Consider the following 18,088-nt stretch of genomic DNA (forward strand, 5'->3'; position numbering starts at 1 on the left):
TTCCCATACTTTTAGCCCCTCTGGGTCACAACGTAGGAACCCATACCCATCTCGCGCTGCAGAGTCTGCTTTTCAGAGGAGGTATGCATTCCCACGCAGAGCGAGGCTGTCGCAAAAGTGCTGTTGGCATCAATGGCCGAATTAACCAGCCCAAAACCACGGCCCCCCCCGGCAAAGGCATCTGTGCTCTGGTAATTCATTTTGCTTCCCTTCTGTTATTTGCCTACAGTGGTAGGTCAATGGAGGTATTTTTATGAATAGCTTATATAACACTGATTATCATCAATGGCTGAGTCAGCAAGTAACCCTGTTGAAAACTCAAAACTTTAATCAGTTGGATTTAGAAAACCTGATTGAGGATTTAGAGTTGAGCCTTAAGCAAGACCTTCGCGAGTTGGAGAACCGCCTGTCAACTTTGATAACTCATCTTCTTAAATGTAATTACCAGACCAGTGCACTAAGGGAGTCTACAGCGACAGATAGAGTCCTTAAAGGTTGGATGGAAACCATAGTTAGATCAAGAATTAAGATTAATAAACTGGTGAAAGAGAATCCTAGTTTAACGTCAAGGATCAAAGACTCCCTTAAACAAGCGTATGTTGATGGTAAAAAAGGAGCCATCAAAGAAATGAATATTTATGTCCATAAAAAACTCGACAACAATAGCTTTCCTGACGAATGCCCCTGGAGCTATGAGCAAATAATGACTGAAGACTGGTATCCACTCAACGGTGTCTGAGTGGTAGGGCAATGGAGGTGATTTATGGAAAACTTGTACGACACTGATTACCACCAATGGCTGAGCCAACAGCAGGATCTGCTTGCCAAATGACATTTTGACGGGCTTGACACAGAGAAATTGTTGGGGGAGCTAGAGCTGGGCAATGAACAACCCCGCCAGGGGGCGGGGTATCCTTGGTGCAAACTCAAAACATTGCAAGCTGATGATCTGAGTGAAGTTTGTCGTACTCATTTCCCTGATTCTTCACATAATTCGCTATCATCTGCTCATCACCATGCTTTCCGACAGTGCTTGCAAAGTACCCATCAGTCCAAAATTCGCCGCCCATAATGGTTTTGCAACACCCTCAAAGCGTAGGAACGAGTTGTTAGAGTTTTGCGACACCCTCGAAGCGAGTTGTTATTGTGAACTTTCTCAAGAAATCCGACTCAAAGCTACAGAATCAATTTTGAATATCCCTGCCAGTGAGGGATAAATAATAACTATGGAAAACGAGTTATGGATTGCCTAAAGAGTCATTCCAGTATTGGTGACGCACTTTCATCAACACCCGTTCAATCTCAATCAGGGACACCAAGTGGAATCAGCACGCGCAGGGACGTATTTGTTCGTGACAAGAATGAGCTTTCTTTATTGCTCGATTTACCCTTTGAAATACAATCCAAAATTTATACTTATTTGCAGACTCGTGATATTGCCCGTTTAACACAGGTGAATTCATGCATTTACAACACGCTCAAAAAAGATGCATCAATGATAAAGGCGTGGTATCGCCAGATTGCTCCATCACACCAGGCTCTGATAAAGACAATCGTTATGGCAAAAGATAAAAATCAACTCGAAGGTTGGTTAAGCCGTTTCACAGAGGATAAGGCATTAGTCAAGTCGATCATGGATCGCCAAACGAGTATTTATTTTCCTGCTCTGTTCTATTCCACTCTCACTAAACTGATGTCTCAATGTAAAACATTCGAATTAGAGACAAAAGCCAACCTCCCAGGTAATGGTAAGCTGAACTCAGCCAGCTTCAGCGCCGATGGCCGCTGTATGGCGATCGCCAGTGATAATGATACGCTGGAAATCTATGGCCGGGAGAGCGATGGATCCTGGACAGAAAAAGGCACTGTCCTCCATTATGGCAGTATCATTTCGTCCACCTTCAGCGCCAATGGCCGCTATGTAGTGACCGCCAGTAAGGATGGCGAGGCGAAAATCTATGGCAAGAAGGACGATGGATCATGGGAAGAAAAAGCCACTATTTCCCATAATAACTGGGTCAACTCAGCAACCTTCAGCAACGATAGTCGTTATGTAGTAACCGCCAGTGGCGATGGCAAGGCGAAAATTTACGGCCAGAGGGACGATGGGTCATGGGTAGAAAAAGCCATTATTTTCCATGATCAAGATGTCAAATCAGCCACCTTCAGCCCCGATAGCCGCCATGTGTTGACCCGCAGCAGTGATGGCGAAGCGAAAATCTATAGCCAGAGGGTCGATGGATCATGGGAAGAAAAAGCCATTATTTCCCACGACGACTGGGCCTTCTCAGCTGGCTTCTGCGCTGATAGTCGCCATGTGATCACCTGCGGCGAAAATAACAAGGTAAAAATCTTTAGCATCGAGGCCGACGGGTCATGGCAAGAAAAAGCCACTATTTCCCATGATTGCTGGGTCCTCTCAGCCGCTATCAGCGCCAGTGGCCGCTATGTGGTGACCACCCGTCGCGATCACTCTGTGAAAATCCATAGCCTGGAGGACGATGGATCATCGGAAGAAAAAGCCATCTTTTCCCATGAGAATCGTGTCAATTCAGCCTGCTTCAGCCCCGATAGCCGCCATGTGGTGAGCCACAGTTACGATGGCAAGGCGAAAATCTATGGCCAGAAAGACAATGGATCATGGGAAGTAAAAGCCATCATTTCCCATGATGACAGAGTCTGGTTAGCCACATTCAGCGCCGATAGTTGCTATCTAATCACCTGCGGTGAAGATAACAAGGCGAAAATCTATGGCCGGAAGGGCGATGGATCATGGCAAGAAAAAGCCATCATCTCTCATGACAAGGATATAAGATCAGCAACCTTTAGCGTCGATAGCCACCATGTGGTCACCGCCAGTATTGATAAAACGGCGAAAATTTATGGCCAGGTAAGCGATGGATCCTGGCAAGAAAAAGCCACCATTTCCCATCCTAGTAGTATCAGATCAGCTATCTTCAGCGCCGATGGCCTTGTGTTGACCATCCATGGCATTAACACAGCAAAAATCACTGAACTACGGATGGATGTATGACTGATTATTTGCTGTCAATCTTGTGGTTAGAAGTTGTCACATAATTACAACTCGTTCCTACACGAAGCGAGTTGTTATTGTGAACTTTCATACTAAAACCAACTCTAGCAGCCTGTCGGACTTAAGCGTCCGTAGCGAGGATTGCAAGAAATTGAGGATAAAAATCTCTGTTTCTGAGGAGAATAGCGAGCTATTTGACGAAGAAACAGAGATTTTTAGACCAATTTATTGCAACCGCACGACTGCATGGATGCAGGAGCTAGAGCAACGCAGGAGCAGTTGCCGTGTAGGACAGTCTTAAGTCCGACAGGCTGCTAGGAGCCTGACCGAGAATAGCGCCCGTAGCGAGGACGGCAGAAAATTGAGGATGAAAATTCGGTTTTGTGAGGAGAATAGCGAGCTATTTGACGAACAAAAGCGGATTTTCAGACCAATTTGCTGCCGCCGCAGTAGGGCAGTCTATTCTCGGTCAGGCTCCTAGGCTGCGGAATCAATTTTAAATATCCTTGCGGGATAAACAATAACAATGGAAAACGAGTTATGGATTGCATAAAGAGTAATTCTGGTATTAGTGATGCACTTGCAACAACACCCGTTCAATCTCAATCAGGGACACAAATTGGAATCAGCACGCGCAGGGAGGTATTTGTTCGTGACAAGAATGAGCTCTCATTATTGCTTGATTTACCCATTGAAATACAATCCAAAATTTATAGCTATTTGCAGACTCGTGATATTGCCCGTTTAACACAGGTGAATTCATGCATTTACAACACGCTTAAAAAAGATGCATCAATGATAAGGGCGTGGTATCGCCAGATTGCTTCATCACGCCAGGCCATTACGGGAATAATCCTCACTGCAAAAAATAAAGATCAACTCGAGAATTGGTTGAGCCGATTTACAAAGGATAAGGCATTAATCAAGTCAATCATGGATCGTCAGGCGTGTTTTTATTTTCCTGCTTTGTTCTTTTCCAATCTCACTAAACTGATGTGTCAATGTAAAGCATTTAAATTAGAGACTAAAGCCACCATCCCCTGCCATAGTTCAGAGGACTTAGCTTCCTTCAGCGCCGATGGACGCCACCTGGTGATCGCCTTTGACTCTGAAACCTGTAAAATCTATGGCCAGCAGAGCGATGAATCATGGGTAGCAAAAGGCACTATCTCCCATGATAGGCAAGTCAAATTTGTCACCTTCAGTGCCAATAGCCACTATGTAGTGACCGCTGGCATGGATGGCAAGGCGAAAATTTATGGCAAGAAGGACGAACAATCATGGGAAGAAAAAGCCACTATTTCCCACAGTTACTGGGTCCGCTCAGCCACCTTCAGCCCCGATAGCCGCCATGTGTTGACCTACAGTAACGACGGCAAAGCAAAAATCTACGGCAAGAAGGACGAACGATCATGGGAAGAAAAAGCCACTATTTCCCATGATAATTGGGTCGATTTTGCCACCTTCAGCAAAGATGGTCGCTATGTAGTAACCACCAGTTGGGATCACAGTGCAAAAATCTATGGCCAGAGTGACGATGGGTCATGGGCAGAAAAAGCCGTCATTCCACATGATGACATTTACTCAGCCACCTTTAGCCCCGATAGCCGCTATGTGGTGACTGAAGGCCTGGGCAGCAAAGCGAAAATCTATGATAAGAAGAACGATGGGTCATGGCTGGAAAAAGCCATTATTTCCCATTGTGTCTCAGTCACTTTCAGCTCCGATAGTTGCCATGTGGTGATCACCAGAAGAAATGGCAGTGCAAAAATCTGTAGACTGGATGCCGATGGATCATGGCAAGAAAAAGCCATCATTTCCCACAATGCAGAGGTCAATTCAGTCACATTCAGCCCCGATAGTCGCTGTTTAATAACCTCCAGTGACGATGGCAAGGCGATAATCTCTGGCCAGGATGAAGACGGATCATGGCAAGAAAAAGCCATCATTTCCGATTACCTGAGTGACTGCTCAGCCAAATTCAGCGCCGATAGCCACCATCTGGTGACCGCCAGTCTAGATTTCAAAGCGAAAATCTATGGTAAGAAGGACGATGGATCATGGGAAGAAAAAGCTATCATTTCCCATAACGAAAGTGTCTACTATGTCTCATTCAGCCCCGATTGCCGCCATGCCATCAGCTGCAGTGAAGATTTAACGGTAAAAATCCATGGCCTGGAGATCGATGGATCATGGAGAGAAAAAGCCAACATTTCCTATGATAGGGGCATTACAATAGCAACCTTTAGTGCCGATGGCCGCCATGTGGTCACTGTCAGTCTCGAAGGGACAGTGAACATTTATGGTCAGAACAGCGATGGATCATGGGAAGAAAAAGCCAGTATTTCCCATCCTGGTACTATCCGATCAGCCACCCTTAGCGCCGATGACCATTTGTTGACCATCCATGGCACGGACACGGCGAACATCACTGAACTAAGTATGAATGATTGCCGTTACTAGCCCAGCCATACCAATCGAACTTTCTAACTCCCTGTTGCGCTAAAGATTATTGTGAACTTTCCTACTAAAACCGACTCTAAGCTGCAGAATCAATTTTGAATATCCTCGCCAACCAGGGATAAATAACAACAATGGAATAACAAACAATGGATTGCATAAATAACAATTCCTGTATTGATGATCGACTTTCATCAAAACCAGATCAATCTCAAACAGAGCCGCCAAGTGCTACCTATGCAGGCAGGGAAGTCATTGAACGTGACAAGAATGAGTTTTCATTATTGCTCGATTTACCCGAGGATATACAATCCAGAATTTTTACTTATTTGCAGGCTCGTGATATTGCCCAGTTAACACAGGTAAATTCATCCATTAACAACAGGCTCAAAAATGATGATGCAATGCCAAGGGCATGGTATCGCCGGTTGGCTTCATCACACCAGACTCTTCTAAAGACAATTGTCGCTACAAAAGATAAAGATGAACTCCGGAAATGGTTGCAGCGTTTTACAAAGGATGAGGCATTAATCAAGTCAATCATGAACCGCCAGGCAAGTATTCACTTTCCTGCTTTGTTCTTTTCCACTCTCACTAAACGGATGTATCAATGTAAAGCATTTAAATTAGAGACTAAAGCCACCATCCCCTGTGAAAGTTCAAAGCACTATGCTGCCTTCAGCGCCGATGGACGCCACCTGGTGATCTCCCGTGTCCCCAAAACCTGTACAATCTATGGCCAGGAGAGCGATGGATCATGGGTAGCAAAAGGCACTATCTCCCATAATAACTATGTCAGATCAGTCACCTTCAGTGCCAATAGCCACTATGTAGTGACCGCTGGTATGGATGGCGAGGCGAAAATTTATGGCAAGAAAGACAATCGATCATGGGAAGAAAAAGCCACTATTTCCCATAATCGCTGGGTCCGCTCAGCCACCTTCAGCCCCGATAGCCGCCATGTGTTGACCTGCAGTAACGACGCCAAGGCGAAAATCTATGGCCTGACGGACGATGGTTCATGGGAAGTAGAAGCCATCATTTCCCATAACGAAGAGATCTACTTAGCCACCTTCAGCATCGATAGTCACTATGTAGTAACCGCCAGTGCAGACGGCAAGTCGAAGATCTATGGCAGGAAAGACGAACGATCATGGCAAGAAGAAGCCACTATTTCCCACGATGACTGGGCCAAATCAGCCAACTTCAGCACCGATGGCCGCTATGTGGTATCCGTCTGTGGAAATGACACTGCGAAAATTTATGGCAAGAAGGACGATGGATCATGGGAAGAAAAAGCCATTATTTCCCATTTTGTCTCAGCCATCTTCAGCTCCGATAATCGCCATTTGGTGACCACCAGAAGAAATGGCAGTGCAAAAATCCATAGACTTGATGCCGATGGATCATGGAAAGAAAAAGCCATCATTTCCCACAATGGAGAGGTCAACTCAGCCACATTCAGCCCCGATAGTCGCTATTTAATGACCACCAGTGACGATGGCAAGGCGATAATCTATGGCCAGGATAAAGACGGATCATGGAAAGAAAAGGCTACTATTTCCCATTACCTAAGTGTCTGTTCAGCCAAATTCAGCGCCGATAGCCGACATGTGATGACCGCCAGTTTAGATGGCATAGCGAAAATCTATGGCAAAAAGGACGATGGACCATGGGAAGAGAAAGCCAGCATTTCCCATAAAGAAAGTGTCTACTCTGCCACATTCAGCCCCGATAGCCGTCATCTCATCACCTGCAGTCCTGATTACACGGTGAAAATCCATGGCTTGGAGATTGATGGATCATGGAGAGAAAAAGCCATCATCTCCCATCGAAGGGTTATTACATTAGCAACCTTCACTGTCGATGGCCGCCATGTGGTCACTGTCAGTTACGTTGGAACAGTGAAAATTTTTGGCCAGAACAGCGATGGATCATGGAAAGAAAAAGCTACCATTTCCCATCTTGGTGTTATCCAATCAGCCACCCTCAGCACTGATGACCATTTGTTGACCATCCACAACGCAACGGCGAGCATCACTGAACTAAGTTTGAATGAATGATTGCTGTTACCAGCCCAGCCTCACATTATTATTCTGCAACACCTGCCAGGCATGATAGTTCGAACGCACCGGAAAACCGGCCACGACTTCAACAATTTCCTGGATCAAAGTCCTGTTTTAAGCACCTAACCAGTTACTTATTATTGGTTACGCTTACATCAATATTGTGAACTTTCCTACTAAAACCGACTCTAAGCTGCAGAATCAATTTTCAATATCCTTGCCAAACAGGGATAAATAACAACCATGGAAAAGGAACTATGCATTGCTCAAATAGCAGCTCCTGCAATATTACTCTACGCTCATCAACAGCAGAGCAATCTCAAACAGGGCCGCCAAGTGGTACCTATGCAGGCAGGGAAGTCATTGAACGTGACAAGAATGAGTTTTCATTATTGCTCGATTTACCCGAGGATATACAATCCAAAATTTTTACTTATTTGCAGGCTCGTGATATTGCCCATTTAGCACGGGCAAATTCATGCATTAACAACAGGCTCAAAAATGATGATGCCATGGCAAGGGCATGGTATCGCCAGTTGGCTTCATCAAACCAGACTTGTCTAAAGACAATCGTCGCTACAAAAGATAAAGATGAACTCCGGAAATGGTTGCAGCGTTTTACAAAAGATGAGGCATTAATCAAGTCCATCATGGATCGCCAGGCAAGTATTCACTTCCCTGCTTTGTTCTTTTCCACTCTCACTAAACTGATGTGTCAATGTAAAACATTTAAATTAGAGACTAAAGCCAGCATCCCCTGTAGCAGTTCAAAGGACTTAGCTGCCTTCAGCGCCGATGGCCGCCACCTGGTGATCGCCTGTGACTCCAAAATCTTTAAAATCTATGGTCGGGAGAGCGATGGAACATGGCAAGCAAAAGGCACTATCTGCCATGATTCCGCTGTCGAATCGATCACCTTTAGTGCCGATGACCGTTACGTAGTGACAACCAGTAGAAAGTGCAAGACGAAAATTTATGGTAAGAAGGACGAACGATCATGGGAAGAAGCGACTATTTCCCGAGACAACTCCTTATACTCAGCCAAGATCAGCGCCGATGGCTGCCATGTATTGAACCGAAGTACCAATAACAAGGTGAAAATCTATGGCCTGGAGGCCGGTGGTTCATGGGAAGAAAAAGCCACTCTCTGTCATAATGATTGGGTCCGGTCAGCCACCTTCAGCCCCGATAGCTGCCATGTGGTGACCTGCAGTGAAGATTGTAAGACGAAAATCTATGGTCTGGAGGCCGATGGATCATGGAAAGAAAAAGCCAGCAAATACCATGGGTATAGCATCAGATCAGCCACCTTCAGCCCCGATAGCCGACGTATGATGACCTGCACCTGTGATGGCAGGGTGAAAATCTATGGCCAGAAGGACGATGGATCGTGGAAAAGACAAGCCACCACTTCTAATGATGATCAGTTCAATTCAGCTACCTTCAGCCCCGATAGCCGCCATCTAATCACCTCCTGTTTCCCTGGCAAAGCGAAAATCTATAGCCAGAAGGACGATGTATCATGGAAACAAAAAAAGACCATTTCCCACTATTTGGAAATTAGATCAACAGCCTTTAGTGTCGATAGCCGCCATGTGATGACCTGCAGTTATGATAGAAAGGTGAAAATCAACGGCCTGAAGGACGATGGATCATGGCAAGAAAAAACGGCCATTTCCCACGGTTTGGGAATCAGATCAGCAGTCTTTAGCTTTGATGGCCGCCATGTGGTCACTGCCAGTGACGAAAAAACATCGGAAATTTATGGTCAGGTAAGTGATGGATCATGGCAAAAAAAAGCCACCATTTCCCATGGTTGCAGGATCAGGTCAGCCATCTTCAGCGCCGATGGCCATGTGTTGACCATCCATACCGATAACACGGCGAAAATCACGGAACTAAAGATGGATGGATGGGTGGATGAATGAATGAATATTTCGCGGATCAAAGCCCTGTTTTCTTATTGGTTACGCATACATCAATAGTGTGAACTTTCAGACTAAAACCAACTCTAAGCTGCAGAATCAATTTTGAATATCCTTGCCAACCAGGGATAAATAACAACCATGGAAAAGGAACTATGGATTGCTCAAATAGCAGCTTCTGCAATATTACTCCACGCCCATCAACACCAGGTCAATCTCCATCAGATACACCAAGAGGTACCATTACGGGCAAGAACGTTATTGTACGTGACAAGAATGAGTTTTCATTATTGCTCGATTTACCCGAGGATATACAATCCAAAATTTTTACTTATTTGCAGGCTCGTGATATTGCCCATTTAAGACGGGTAAATTCATCCATTAACAACAGGCTCGAAAATGATGATGCCATGGCAAGGGCGTGGTATCGCCAGTTGGCTCCATCACACCGGACTCGTCTAGAGACAATTGTCGCTACAAAAGATAAAGATGAACTCCAGAAATGGTTAAAGCGTTTTACAAAGGATGAAGCATTAATCAAGTCAATCATGGACCGCCAGGAAAGTATTCACTTTCCTGCTTTGTTCTTTTCCACTCTCACTAAACTGACGTGTCAATGTAAAACATTTAAATTAGAGACTAAAGCCAGCATCCCCTGTAACACTTTAGAGGACTTAGCTGCCTTCAGCGCCGATGGACGCCACCTGGTGATCGCCTGTGACTCCAGAACCTGTAAAATCTATGGCAAGGAGAGCGATGAATCGTGGGTAGCAAAAGGCACTATCTCCCATGACAGACAAGTCAGATTTGTCACCTTCAGTGCCAATAGCCGCTATGTAGTGACCGCTGGCATGGATGGCAAGGCGAAAATTTATGGCAAGAAGGACGAACGATCATGGGAAGAAAAAGCCACTATTTGCCACAGTCACTGGGTCCGCTCAGCCACCTTCAGCCCCGATAGCCGCCATGTGTTGACCTACAGTGACGACGGCAAAGCGAGAATCTATGGCAAGAAGGACGAACGTTCATGGGAAGAAAAAGCCACTATTTCCCATAATGATGAGGTCCATTTTGCCACCTTCAGCAAAGATGGTCGCTGTGTAGTAACCACCAGTTGCGATCACAGGGCAAAAATCTATGGCCAGAGTGACGATGGGTCATGGGCAGAGAAAGCCATCATTCCACATGATGACACTGTCTACACAGCCACCTTCAGCCCCGATAGCCACTATGTGATAACCACCAGCCTGGATAGCAAAGCGAAAATCTATGGCAAGAAGAACAACGGGGCATGGCTGGAAAAAGCCATTATTCCCCATTTTGTCTCAGTCCAATTCAGCTCCGATAGTCGCCATGTGGTGATCACCAGAAGAAATGGCAGTGCAAAAATCTATAGACTTGATGCTGATGGATCATGGCAAGAAAAAGCCATCATTTCCCACAATGCAGAGGTCAACTCAGTCAAATTCAGCCTCGATAATCGCTGTTTAATAACCTCCAGTGACGATGGCAAGGTGATAATCTCTGGCCAGGATAAAGACGGATCATGGCAAGAAAAAGCCAGCATCTCCGATTACCTGAGTGACTGCTCAGCCAAATTCAGCGCCGATAGCCGCCATCTGGTGATCGCCAGTTTAAATTACAAAGCGAAAATCTATGGCAAGAAGGACGATGGATCATGGGAAGAAAAAGCCATCATTTCCCATAGCAAAAGTGTCTACTTTGCCGAATTCAGCCCGGATTGCCGTCATGCCATCACCTGCAGTGAAGATTTAACGGTGAAAATCCATGGCCTGAAGATTGATGGATCATGGAGAGAAAAAGCCATCATCTCCCATGATAAGGGTATTAGCTTAGCAACCTTTAGTGCCGATGGCCGCTATGTGGTCACTGTCGGTTACGATGGAACAGTGAACATTTATGGTCAAAATAGCGATGGATCATGGGAAGAAAAAGCCACCAGTTCCCATCCTGGTTTTGTCGGATCAGCCATCCTCTGCACCGATGACCGTTTGTTGACCACCCATAGCGCGTGCACGGCGATAATCACTGAACTAGGAATGAATGAATACTCCCTGTTTCAGGCTATTATGTGTCGCCTCTTTTGATTCATGACTCTCAATAACTTATTGTGAACTTTCCTACTAAAACAGACTCTAAGCTGCAGACTCAATTTTGAATATCCTTGCTAACCAGGGATAAATATCAACCATGGAAAACGAACTATGCATTGCTCAAATAGCAGCTCCTGCAATATTACTCCACGCTCATCAACAACAGACCAACCTCCATCAGATACACCAAGTGGAACCAACGCAGGCAGGGAAGTCATTGCGCATGACAAGAAAGAGTTTTCATTATTGCTCGATTTACCCGAGGATATACAATCCAAAATTTTTACTTATTTGCAGGCTCGTGATATTGCCCATTTAAGACGGGTAAATTCATCCATTAACAACAGGCTCGAAAATGATGATGCAATGGCAAGGGCGTGGTATCGCCAGTTGGCTCCATCACACCGGACTCGTCTAGAGACAATTGTCGCTACAAAAGATAAAGATGAACTCCAGAAATGGTTAAAGCGTTTTACAAAGGATGAAGCATTAATCAATTCAATCATGGACCGCCAGGAAAGTATTCACTTTCCTGCTTTATTCTTTTCCACTCTCACTAAACTGATGTGTCAATGTAAAGCATTTCAATTAGAGACTAAAGCCACAATCCCCTGTAATACTTTAAAGGACTTAGCTTCCTTCAGCGCCGATGGACGCCACCTGGTGATCGCCTGTGACTCTAAAACCTGTAAAATCTATGATCAGGAGAGCAATGAATCATGGCTGCCAAAAGGCACTATCTCCCATGATGAGAAAGTCAGATCAGTCACCTTCAGCGCCAATAGCCGCTATATAGTGACCGCTGGCATGGATGGCAAGGCGAAAATTTATGGCAAGAAGGACGAACAATCATGGGAAGAAAAAGCCACTATTTCCCATGATCAGCGGGTCAAATCAGCCACCTTCAGCCCCGATAGCCGCCATGTGTTGACCTACAGTGACGACGGCAAAGCGAAAATCTATGGCAAGAAGGACGAACGTTCATGGGAAGAAAAAGCCACTATTTCCCATGATGATGAGGTCCATTTTGCCACCTTCAGCAAAGATGGTCGCTGTGTAGTAACCACCGGTCGCGATCACAGGGCAAAAATCTATGGCCAGAGTGACGATGGGTCATGGGCAGAGAAAGCCATCATTCCACATGATGACACTGTCTACACAGCCACCTTCAGCCCCGATAGCCACTATGTGATAACCACCAGCCTGGATAGCAAAGCGAAAATCTATGGCAAGAAGAACGACGGGTCATGGTTGGAAAAAGCCATTATTCCCCATTTTGTCTCAGTCCAATTCAGCTCCGATAGTAGCCATGTGTTGATCACCAGAAAAAATGGCAGTGCAAAAATCTATAGACTGGATGCCGATGGATCATGGGAAGAAAAAGCCATCATTCCCCACAATGGAAAGGTTAACTTAGACAAATTCAGCCCCGATAGTCGCTATTTAATGATCTTCACTGACAATGTCAAGGTGATAATCTCTGGCCAGGATAAAGACGGATCATGGAAAGAAAAAGCCGTCATTACCCATGACAATAGCATCTGGTCAGCCAAATTCAGCGCCGATAGCCGCCATGTGGTGACCGCCAGTTTAGATGGCAAAGCGAAAATCTATGGCGAGAAGGACGATGGATCATGGGAAGAAAAAGCCATCATTTCCCATAACATGGGTGTTTACTATGCCACATTCAGCCCCGATAGCCGTCATGTCATCACCTGCGGTATAGATAACACGGTGAAAATCCATGGCCTGACGATCAATGGATCATGGAAAGAAAAAGCCATCATCTCCAATGATGACGATATTAGATTAGCCACCTTTAGTCTCGATGGCCGCCATGTGGTCACTGCCAGTTTCGATAGAACAGTGAAAATTTATGGTCAGAACAGCGATGGATCATGGGGAGAAAAAGCCACCAGCTCCCATCCTGGTGGACTCGTATCAGCCACCTTCAGCATCAATGGCCATGTGTTGACCATCCATGGCGATAACACAGCGAAAATCACTGAACTACGGATTGATGACTGATTGTTTGCTGTCAATCCTGTGGTTAGAAGTTGTCGCATAATTACAACTCGTTCCTAAACGAAGCGTGTTGTTAAGTACCTGGCCAGTTGGTTTCGCATATTCTGGCGAGTGGATTTTTTCATCCTTCAAGGCGCAACGACGGGCGCGTAGCCATAGCTACGCAACCAGAGTTGGAACGCAGAAGGGTGGAAAAAGCCGCCGTCCAGAATATGCGAAACCAACTGGTTAGGTACTTATTGTGAACTTTCCTACTAAAACCGACTCTAAGCTGCAGAATCAATTTTGAATATCCGTGCCAACCAGGGATAAATAACAACCATGGAAAAGGAACTATGGATTGCTCAAATAGCAGCTCCTGCAATATTACTCCACGCCCATCAACACCTGTTCAATCATCATCAGATACACCAAGTGGTAACACTATGGGCAAGAACGTCATTGAACGTGACAAGCATGAGTTTTCATTATTGCTCTATTTACCCGAGGATATTCAATCCAAAATTTTTACTTATTTGCAGGCTCGTGATATTGCCCATTTAAGACGGGTAAATTCATCCATTAACAACAGGCTCGAAAATGATGATGCCATGGCAAGGGCATGGTATCGTCGGCTGCCTTCATCACACCAGACTCGTCTAAAGAGAATCGTCGCTACAAAAGATAAAGATGAACTCCAGAAATGGTTAAAGCGTTTTACAAAGGATGAAGCATTAATCAAGTCAATCATGGACCGCCAGGAAAGTATTCACTTTCCCGCTTTGTTCTTTTCCACTCTCACTAAACTGACGTGTCAATGTAAAACATTTAAATTAGAGACTAAAGCCAGCATCCCCTGTAACACTTTAGAGGACTTAGCTGCCTTCAGCGCCGATGGACGCCACCTGGTGATCGCCTGTGACTCCAGAACCTGTAAAATCTATGGCAAGGAGAGCGATGAATCGTGGGTAGCAAAAGGCACTATCTCCCATGACAGACAAGTCAGATTTGTCACCTTCAGTGCCAATAGCCGCTATGTAGTGACCGCTGGCATGGATGGCAAGGCGAAAATTTATGGCAAGAAGGACGAACGATCATGGGAAGAAAAAGCCACTATTTGCCACAGATACTGGGTCTGCTCAGCCACCTTCAGCCCCGATAGCTGCCATGTGTTGACCTACGGTAATAGCGACGGCAAAGCGAAAATCTATGGCAAGAAGGACGAACGATCATGGGAAGAAAAAGCCACTATTTCTCATGATGATGAGGTCCATTTTGCCACCTTCAGCAAAGATGGTCGCTATGTTCTGACCGCCAGTGAAGATCACAGGGCGAAAATCTATGGCCAAATGGACGATGGGTCATGGGCAGAAAAAGCCATCATTCAACATGATGGCATTCTCTGCACAGCCAAATTCAGCCCCGATAGCCGCCATGTGGTGACCACCAGCATGCGTGGAAAAGCGAAAATCTATGGTAAGAAGAACGACGGGTCATGGCTGGAAAGAGCCATTATTTCCCATTTTGACTTAGTCACCTTCAGCTCCGATAGTCGCCATATGGTGATGACCAGAAGCACCAGAAGAAATGACAGTGCAAAAATCTATAGCCTGGATGCCGATGGATCATGGGAGGAAACAGCCATCATTCCCCACACCGCAGAGGTCAACTCAGCCACATTCAGCCCCGATAGTTGCTGTTTAATAACCTCCAGTGACGATGGCGAGGCGATAATCTCTGGCCAGGATAAAGACGGATCATGGCAAGAGAAAGCCATCATTTCCGATTACCTGAGTGAATGCTCAGCCAAATTCAGCGCCGATAGCCGCCATCTGGTGATCGCCAGTTTAAATTACAAAGCGAAAATCTATGGCAAGAAGGACGATGGATCATGGGAAGAAGAAGCCATCATTTCCCATAGCAAAATTGTCTACTATGCCACATTCAGCCCCGATTGCCGTCATGCCATCACCTGCAGTGAAGATTTAACGGTGAAAATCCATGGCCTGAAGATCGATGGATCATGGCAAGAAAAAGCCATCATCTCCCATGATAAGGGTATTAGCTTAGCAACCTTTAGTGTTGATGGCCGCTATGTGGTCACTGTCGGTCGCGATGGAACAGTGAACATTTATGGTCAGAACAGCGATGGATCATGGGAAGAAAAAGCCACCAGTTCACATTCTGGTCATATCGAATCAGCCATCCTCAGCGCCGATGACCGTTTGTTGACCACCCATGACACGGACAAGGCGAGAATCACTGAACTAAATATGAATGAATGATTGATTGATTGCTGTTACTGGTCCAGCCGTACCAATCGAACTTTCTAACTCCCTGTTGCGCTAAAGATTATTGTGAACTTTCTTACTAAAACCGACTCTAAGCTGCAGAATCAATTATGAATATCCTTGCCAACCAGGGATAAATAACAACCATGGAAAAGGAACTATGGATTGCTCAAATAGCAGCTCCTGCAATATTACTCCACGCTCATCTGCACCGGGTCAATCACCATCAGATACACCAAGTGGAACCACTATGGGCAAGAACGTCATTGAACGTGACAAGCATGAGTTTTCATTATTGCTCGATTTACACGAGGATATACAATCCAAAATTTTTACTTATTTGCGGGCTCGTGATATTGCCCAGTTAACACGGGCAAATTCATCCATTAACAACAGGCTCAAAAATGATGATGCCATGGCAAGGGCGTGGTATCGCCAGTTGGCTTCATCACACCAGACTCGTCTAGAGACAATTGTCGCGACAAAAGATAAAGATGAACTCCAGAAATGGTTGCAGCGTTTCACAAAGGATGAAGCATTAATCAAGTCCATCATGGATCGCCAGGCAAGTATTCACTTCCCTGCTTTGTTCTTTTCCACTCTCACTAAACTGATGTGTCAATGTAAAGCATTTCAATTAGAGACTAAAGCCACCATCCCCTGTAATACTTTAAAGGACTTAGCTTCCTTCAGCGCCGATGGACGCCACCTGGTGATCGCCTTTGACTCCAGAACCTGTAAAATCTATGGTCAGGAGAGCGATGAATCATGGGTAGCAAAAGGCACTATCTCCCATGATGAGCAGGTCAGATCAGTCACCTTCAGTGCCAATAGCCGCTATGTAGTGACCGCTGGTATGGATGGCAAGGCGAAAATTTATGGCAAGAAGGACGAACAATCATGGGAAGAAAAAGCCACTATTTCCCATGATCTGAGGGTCAAGTCAGCCACCTTCAGCCCCGATAGCCGCCATGTGTTGACCTACAGTAACGACGGCAAAGCGAAAATCTATGGCAAGAAGGACGAACGATCATGGGAAGAAAAAGCTACTATTTCTCATGATGATGAGGTCAATTTTGCCACCTTCAGCAAAGATGGTCGCCATGTAGTAACTACCAGTCTGGATCAAAGGGCAAAAATCTATGGCCAGAGTGACGATGGGTCATGGGCAGAAAAAGCCATCATTCCACATGATGACAATGTCTACACAGCCACCTTCAGCCCCGATAGCCGTTATGTGGTGACCGCCAGTCTGGATAGGAAAGCGAAAATCTATGGCCAGACAGACGATGGGTCATGGCTGGAAAAGGCCATTGTTTCCCATTTTGCCTCAGTCACCTTCAGCTCCGATAGTGGCCATGTGGTGATCACCAGAGATAATGGCAGTGCAAAGATCTATAGACTGGATGCCGATGGATCATGGGAAGAAGAAGCCATCATTTCCCATAATGGAAAGGTCAAGTCAGTCAAATTCAGTCCCGATAGTCGCTGTTTAATGACCTCCAGTGACGATGACAAGGCGATAATCTCTGGCCAGGATAAAAACGGATCATGGAAAGAAAAAGCCACCATTTCCGATTACCTGAGTAACTGCTCAGCGGGTACATCAGCCTGGGAGTTTCTTAAATCAATTTCCGGTTACCTAAGAGAGTGCTCAGCCAAATTCAGCGCCGATAGCCGCCATCTGGTGACCGCCAATTTAGATCACAAAGCGAAAATCTATGGCGAGAAGGACGATGGATCATGGGAAGAAAAAGCCATCATTTCCCATAACAGAAATGTCTACTTTGCCAAATTCAGCCCCGATAGCCGTCATGTCATCACCTGCAGTAATGATCTCATGATGAAAATCTATGGCCTGAAGATCGATGGATCATGGAGAGTAAAAGCCATCATCTCCCATGATAGTTTTATTACATTAGCAACCTTTAGTGTCGATGGCCGCCATTTGGTCACTGTCAGTTTCGCTGGAACAGTGAAAATTTTTGGTCAGAACAGCGATGGATCATGGGAAGAAAAAGCCAGCATTTCCGATCCTGATATTATCCGATCAGCCACCCTCAGCGCCGATGACCATTTGTTGACCATCCATGGCATGGGCAAGGCGAGAATCACTGAACTAAGTATGAATGAATGATTGCTGTTACTGGCCCAGCCATACCAATCGAACTTTCTAACTCCCTATTGCGCTAAA

At 45.5% G+C, this 18,088-nt stretch carries 10 protein-coding genes and 1 pseudogene; 9 read left to right on the forward strand and 2 right to left on the reverse strand.

What is annotated here, in order from left to right:
• Positions 1–11: 11 nt before the first annotated feature.
• On the reverse strand, positions 12–200 hold the full coding sequence (locus ACO6V5_RS13720; protein WP_422413440.1) for a hypothetical protein: 189 nt from the start codon (positions 198–200) through the stop codon (positions 12–14).
• A gap of 53 nt (positions 201–253) precedes the next feature.
• Here ACO6V5_RS13720 and ACO6V5_RS13725 point away from each other — a divergent pair, with 53 nt between their 5' ends.
• A complete protein-coding gene (locus ACO6V5_RS13725) occupies positions 254–739 on the forward strand; it encodes a DUF29 domain-containing protein (protein ID WP_422132512.1) in 486 nt (161 codons plus the stop codon).
• A 187-nt stretch (positions 740–926) separates the two neighbouring features.
• Here the strand turns inward: ACO6V5_RS13725 and ACO6V5_RS13730 are convergent.
• Positions 927–1,079, reverse strand: a pseudogene (locus ACO6V5_RS13730) (transposase); the annotation flags it as partial.
• 161 nt (positions 1,080–1,240) lie between these two features.
• Here ACO6V5_RS13730 and ACO6V5_RS13735 point away from each other — a divergent pair.
• From ACO6V5_RS13735 to ACO6V5_RS13770, 8 genes are all read left to right on the forward strand, one after another.
• Positions 1,241–3,034, forward strand: a complete 1,794-nt coding sequence (locus tag ACO6V5_RS13735) for an F-box/WD repeat-containing protein (protein ID WP_422413438.1) — start codon at positions 1,241–1,243, stop codon at positions 3,032–3,034.
• Positions 3,035–3,574: 540 nt separating this feature from the next.
• A complete protein-coding gene (locus tag ACO6V5_RS13740; protein ID WP_422132510.1) occupies positions 3,575–5,497 on the forward strand; it encodes a hypothetical protein in 1,923 nt (640 codons plus the stop codon).
• A gap of 146 nt (positions 5,498–5,643) precedes the next feature.
• Positions 5,644–7,557, forward strand: a complete 1,914-nt coding sequence (locus ACO6V5_RS13745) for an F-box/WD repeat-containing protein (protein WP_422413776.1) — start codon at positions 5,644–5,646, stop codon at positions 7,555–7,557.
• Between the two features lie 260 nt (positions 7,558–7,817).
• The gene (locus ACO6V5_RS13750) at positions 7,818–9,488 is read left to right on the forward strand and encodes an F-box/WD repeat-containing protein (protein ID WP_422132508.1); all 1,671 of its coding nucleotides are present in this window, start codon (positions 7,818–7,820) and stop codon (positions 9,486–9,488) included.
• 152 nt (positions 9,489–9,640) lie between these two features.
• The gene (locus ACO6V5_RS13755; RefSeq protein ID WP_422132507.1) at positions 9,641–11,593 is read left to right on the forward strand and encodes an F-box/WD repeat-containing protein; all 1,953 of its coding nucleotides are present in this window, start codon (positions 9,641–9,643) and stop codon (positions 11,591–11,593) included.
• Between the two features lie 117 nt (positions 11,594–11,710).
• Positions 11,711–13,627: an F-box/WD repeat-containing protein gene (locus ACO6V5_RS13760; protein ID WP_422132506.1), complete on the forward strand. Its 1,917-nt coding sequence runs from the start codon at positions 11,711–11,713 to the stop codon at positions 13,625–13,627.
• A 332-nt stretch (positions 13,628–13,959) separates the two neighbouring features.
• Complete coding sequence (locus ACO6V5_RS13765) at positions 13,960–15,888, forward strand: F-box/WD repeat-containing protein (RefSeq protein ID WP_422442212.1); 1,929 nt, start codon at positions 13,960–13,962, stop codon at positions 15,886–15,888.
• Positions 15,889–16,054: 166 nt separating this feature from the next.
• On the forward strand, positions 16,055–18,031 hold the full coding sequence (locus ACO6V5_RS13770) for a WD40 repeat domain-containing protein (protein ID WP_422413838.1): 1,977 nt from the start codon (positions 16,055–16,057) through the stop codon (positions 18,029–18,031).
• Positions 18,032–18,088 lie beyond the last annotated feature (57 nt).

Source organism: Endozoicomonas sp. ALD068 (genome assembly GCF_049310145.1).
Taxonomy (GTDB): domain Bacteria; phylum Pseudomonadota; class Gammaproteobacteria; order Pseudomonadales; family Endozoicomonadaceae; genus Endozoicomonas_A.

Excerpts from the sequence above, each read along its gene's own strand:
- ACO6V5_RS13745 (WP_422413776.1), top strand. The coding sequence starts at position 5,644 with ATGGATTGCATAAATAACAATTCCTGTATTGATGATCGACTTTCATCA.
- ACO6V5_RS13765 (WP_422442212.1), top strand. The coding sequence starts at position 13,960 with ATGGATTGCTCAAATAGCAGCTCCTGCAATATTACTCCACGCCCATCA.
- ACO6V5_RS13760 (WP_422132506.1), top strand. The coding sequence starts at position 11,711 with ATGCATTGCTCAAATAGCAGCTCCTGCAATATTACTCCACGCTCATCA.
- ACO6V5_RS13770 (WP_422413838.1), top strand. The coding sequence starts at position 16,055 with ATGGATTGCTCAAATAGCAGCTCCTGCAATATTACTCCACGCTCATCT.
- ACO6V5_RS13740 (WP_422132510.1), top strand. The coding sequence starts at position 3,575 with ATGGATTGCATAAAGAGTAATTCTGGTATTAGTGATGCACTTGCAACA.
- ACO6V5_RS13755 (WP_422132507.1), top strand. The coding sequence starts at position 9,641 with ATGGATTGCTCAAATAGCAGCTTCTGCAATATTACTCCACGCCCATCA.
- ACO6V5_RS13725 (WP_422132512.1), top strand. The coding sequence starts at position 254 with ATGAATAGCTTATATAACACTGATTATCATCAATGGCTGAGTCAGCAA.
- ACO6V5_RS13720 (WP_422413440.1), bottom strand. The coding sequence starts at position 200 with ATGAATTACCAGAGCACAGATGCCTTTGCCGGGGGGGGCCGTGGTTTT.
- ACO6V5_RS13750 (WP_422132508.1), top strand. The coding sequence starts at position 7,818 with ATGCATTGCTCAAATAGCAGCTCCTGCAATATTACTCTACGCTCATCA.
- ACO6V5_RS13735 (WP_422413438.1), top strand. The coding sequence starts at position 1,241 with ATGGATTGCCTAAAGAGTCATTCCAGTATTGGTGACGCACTTTCATCA.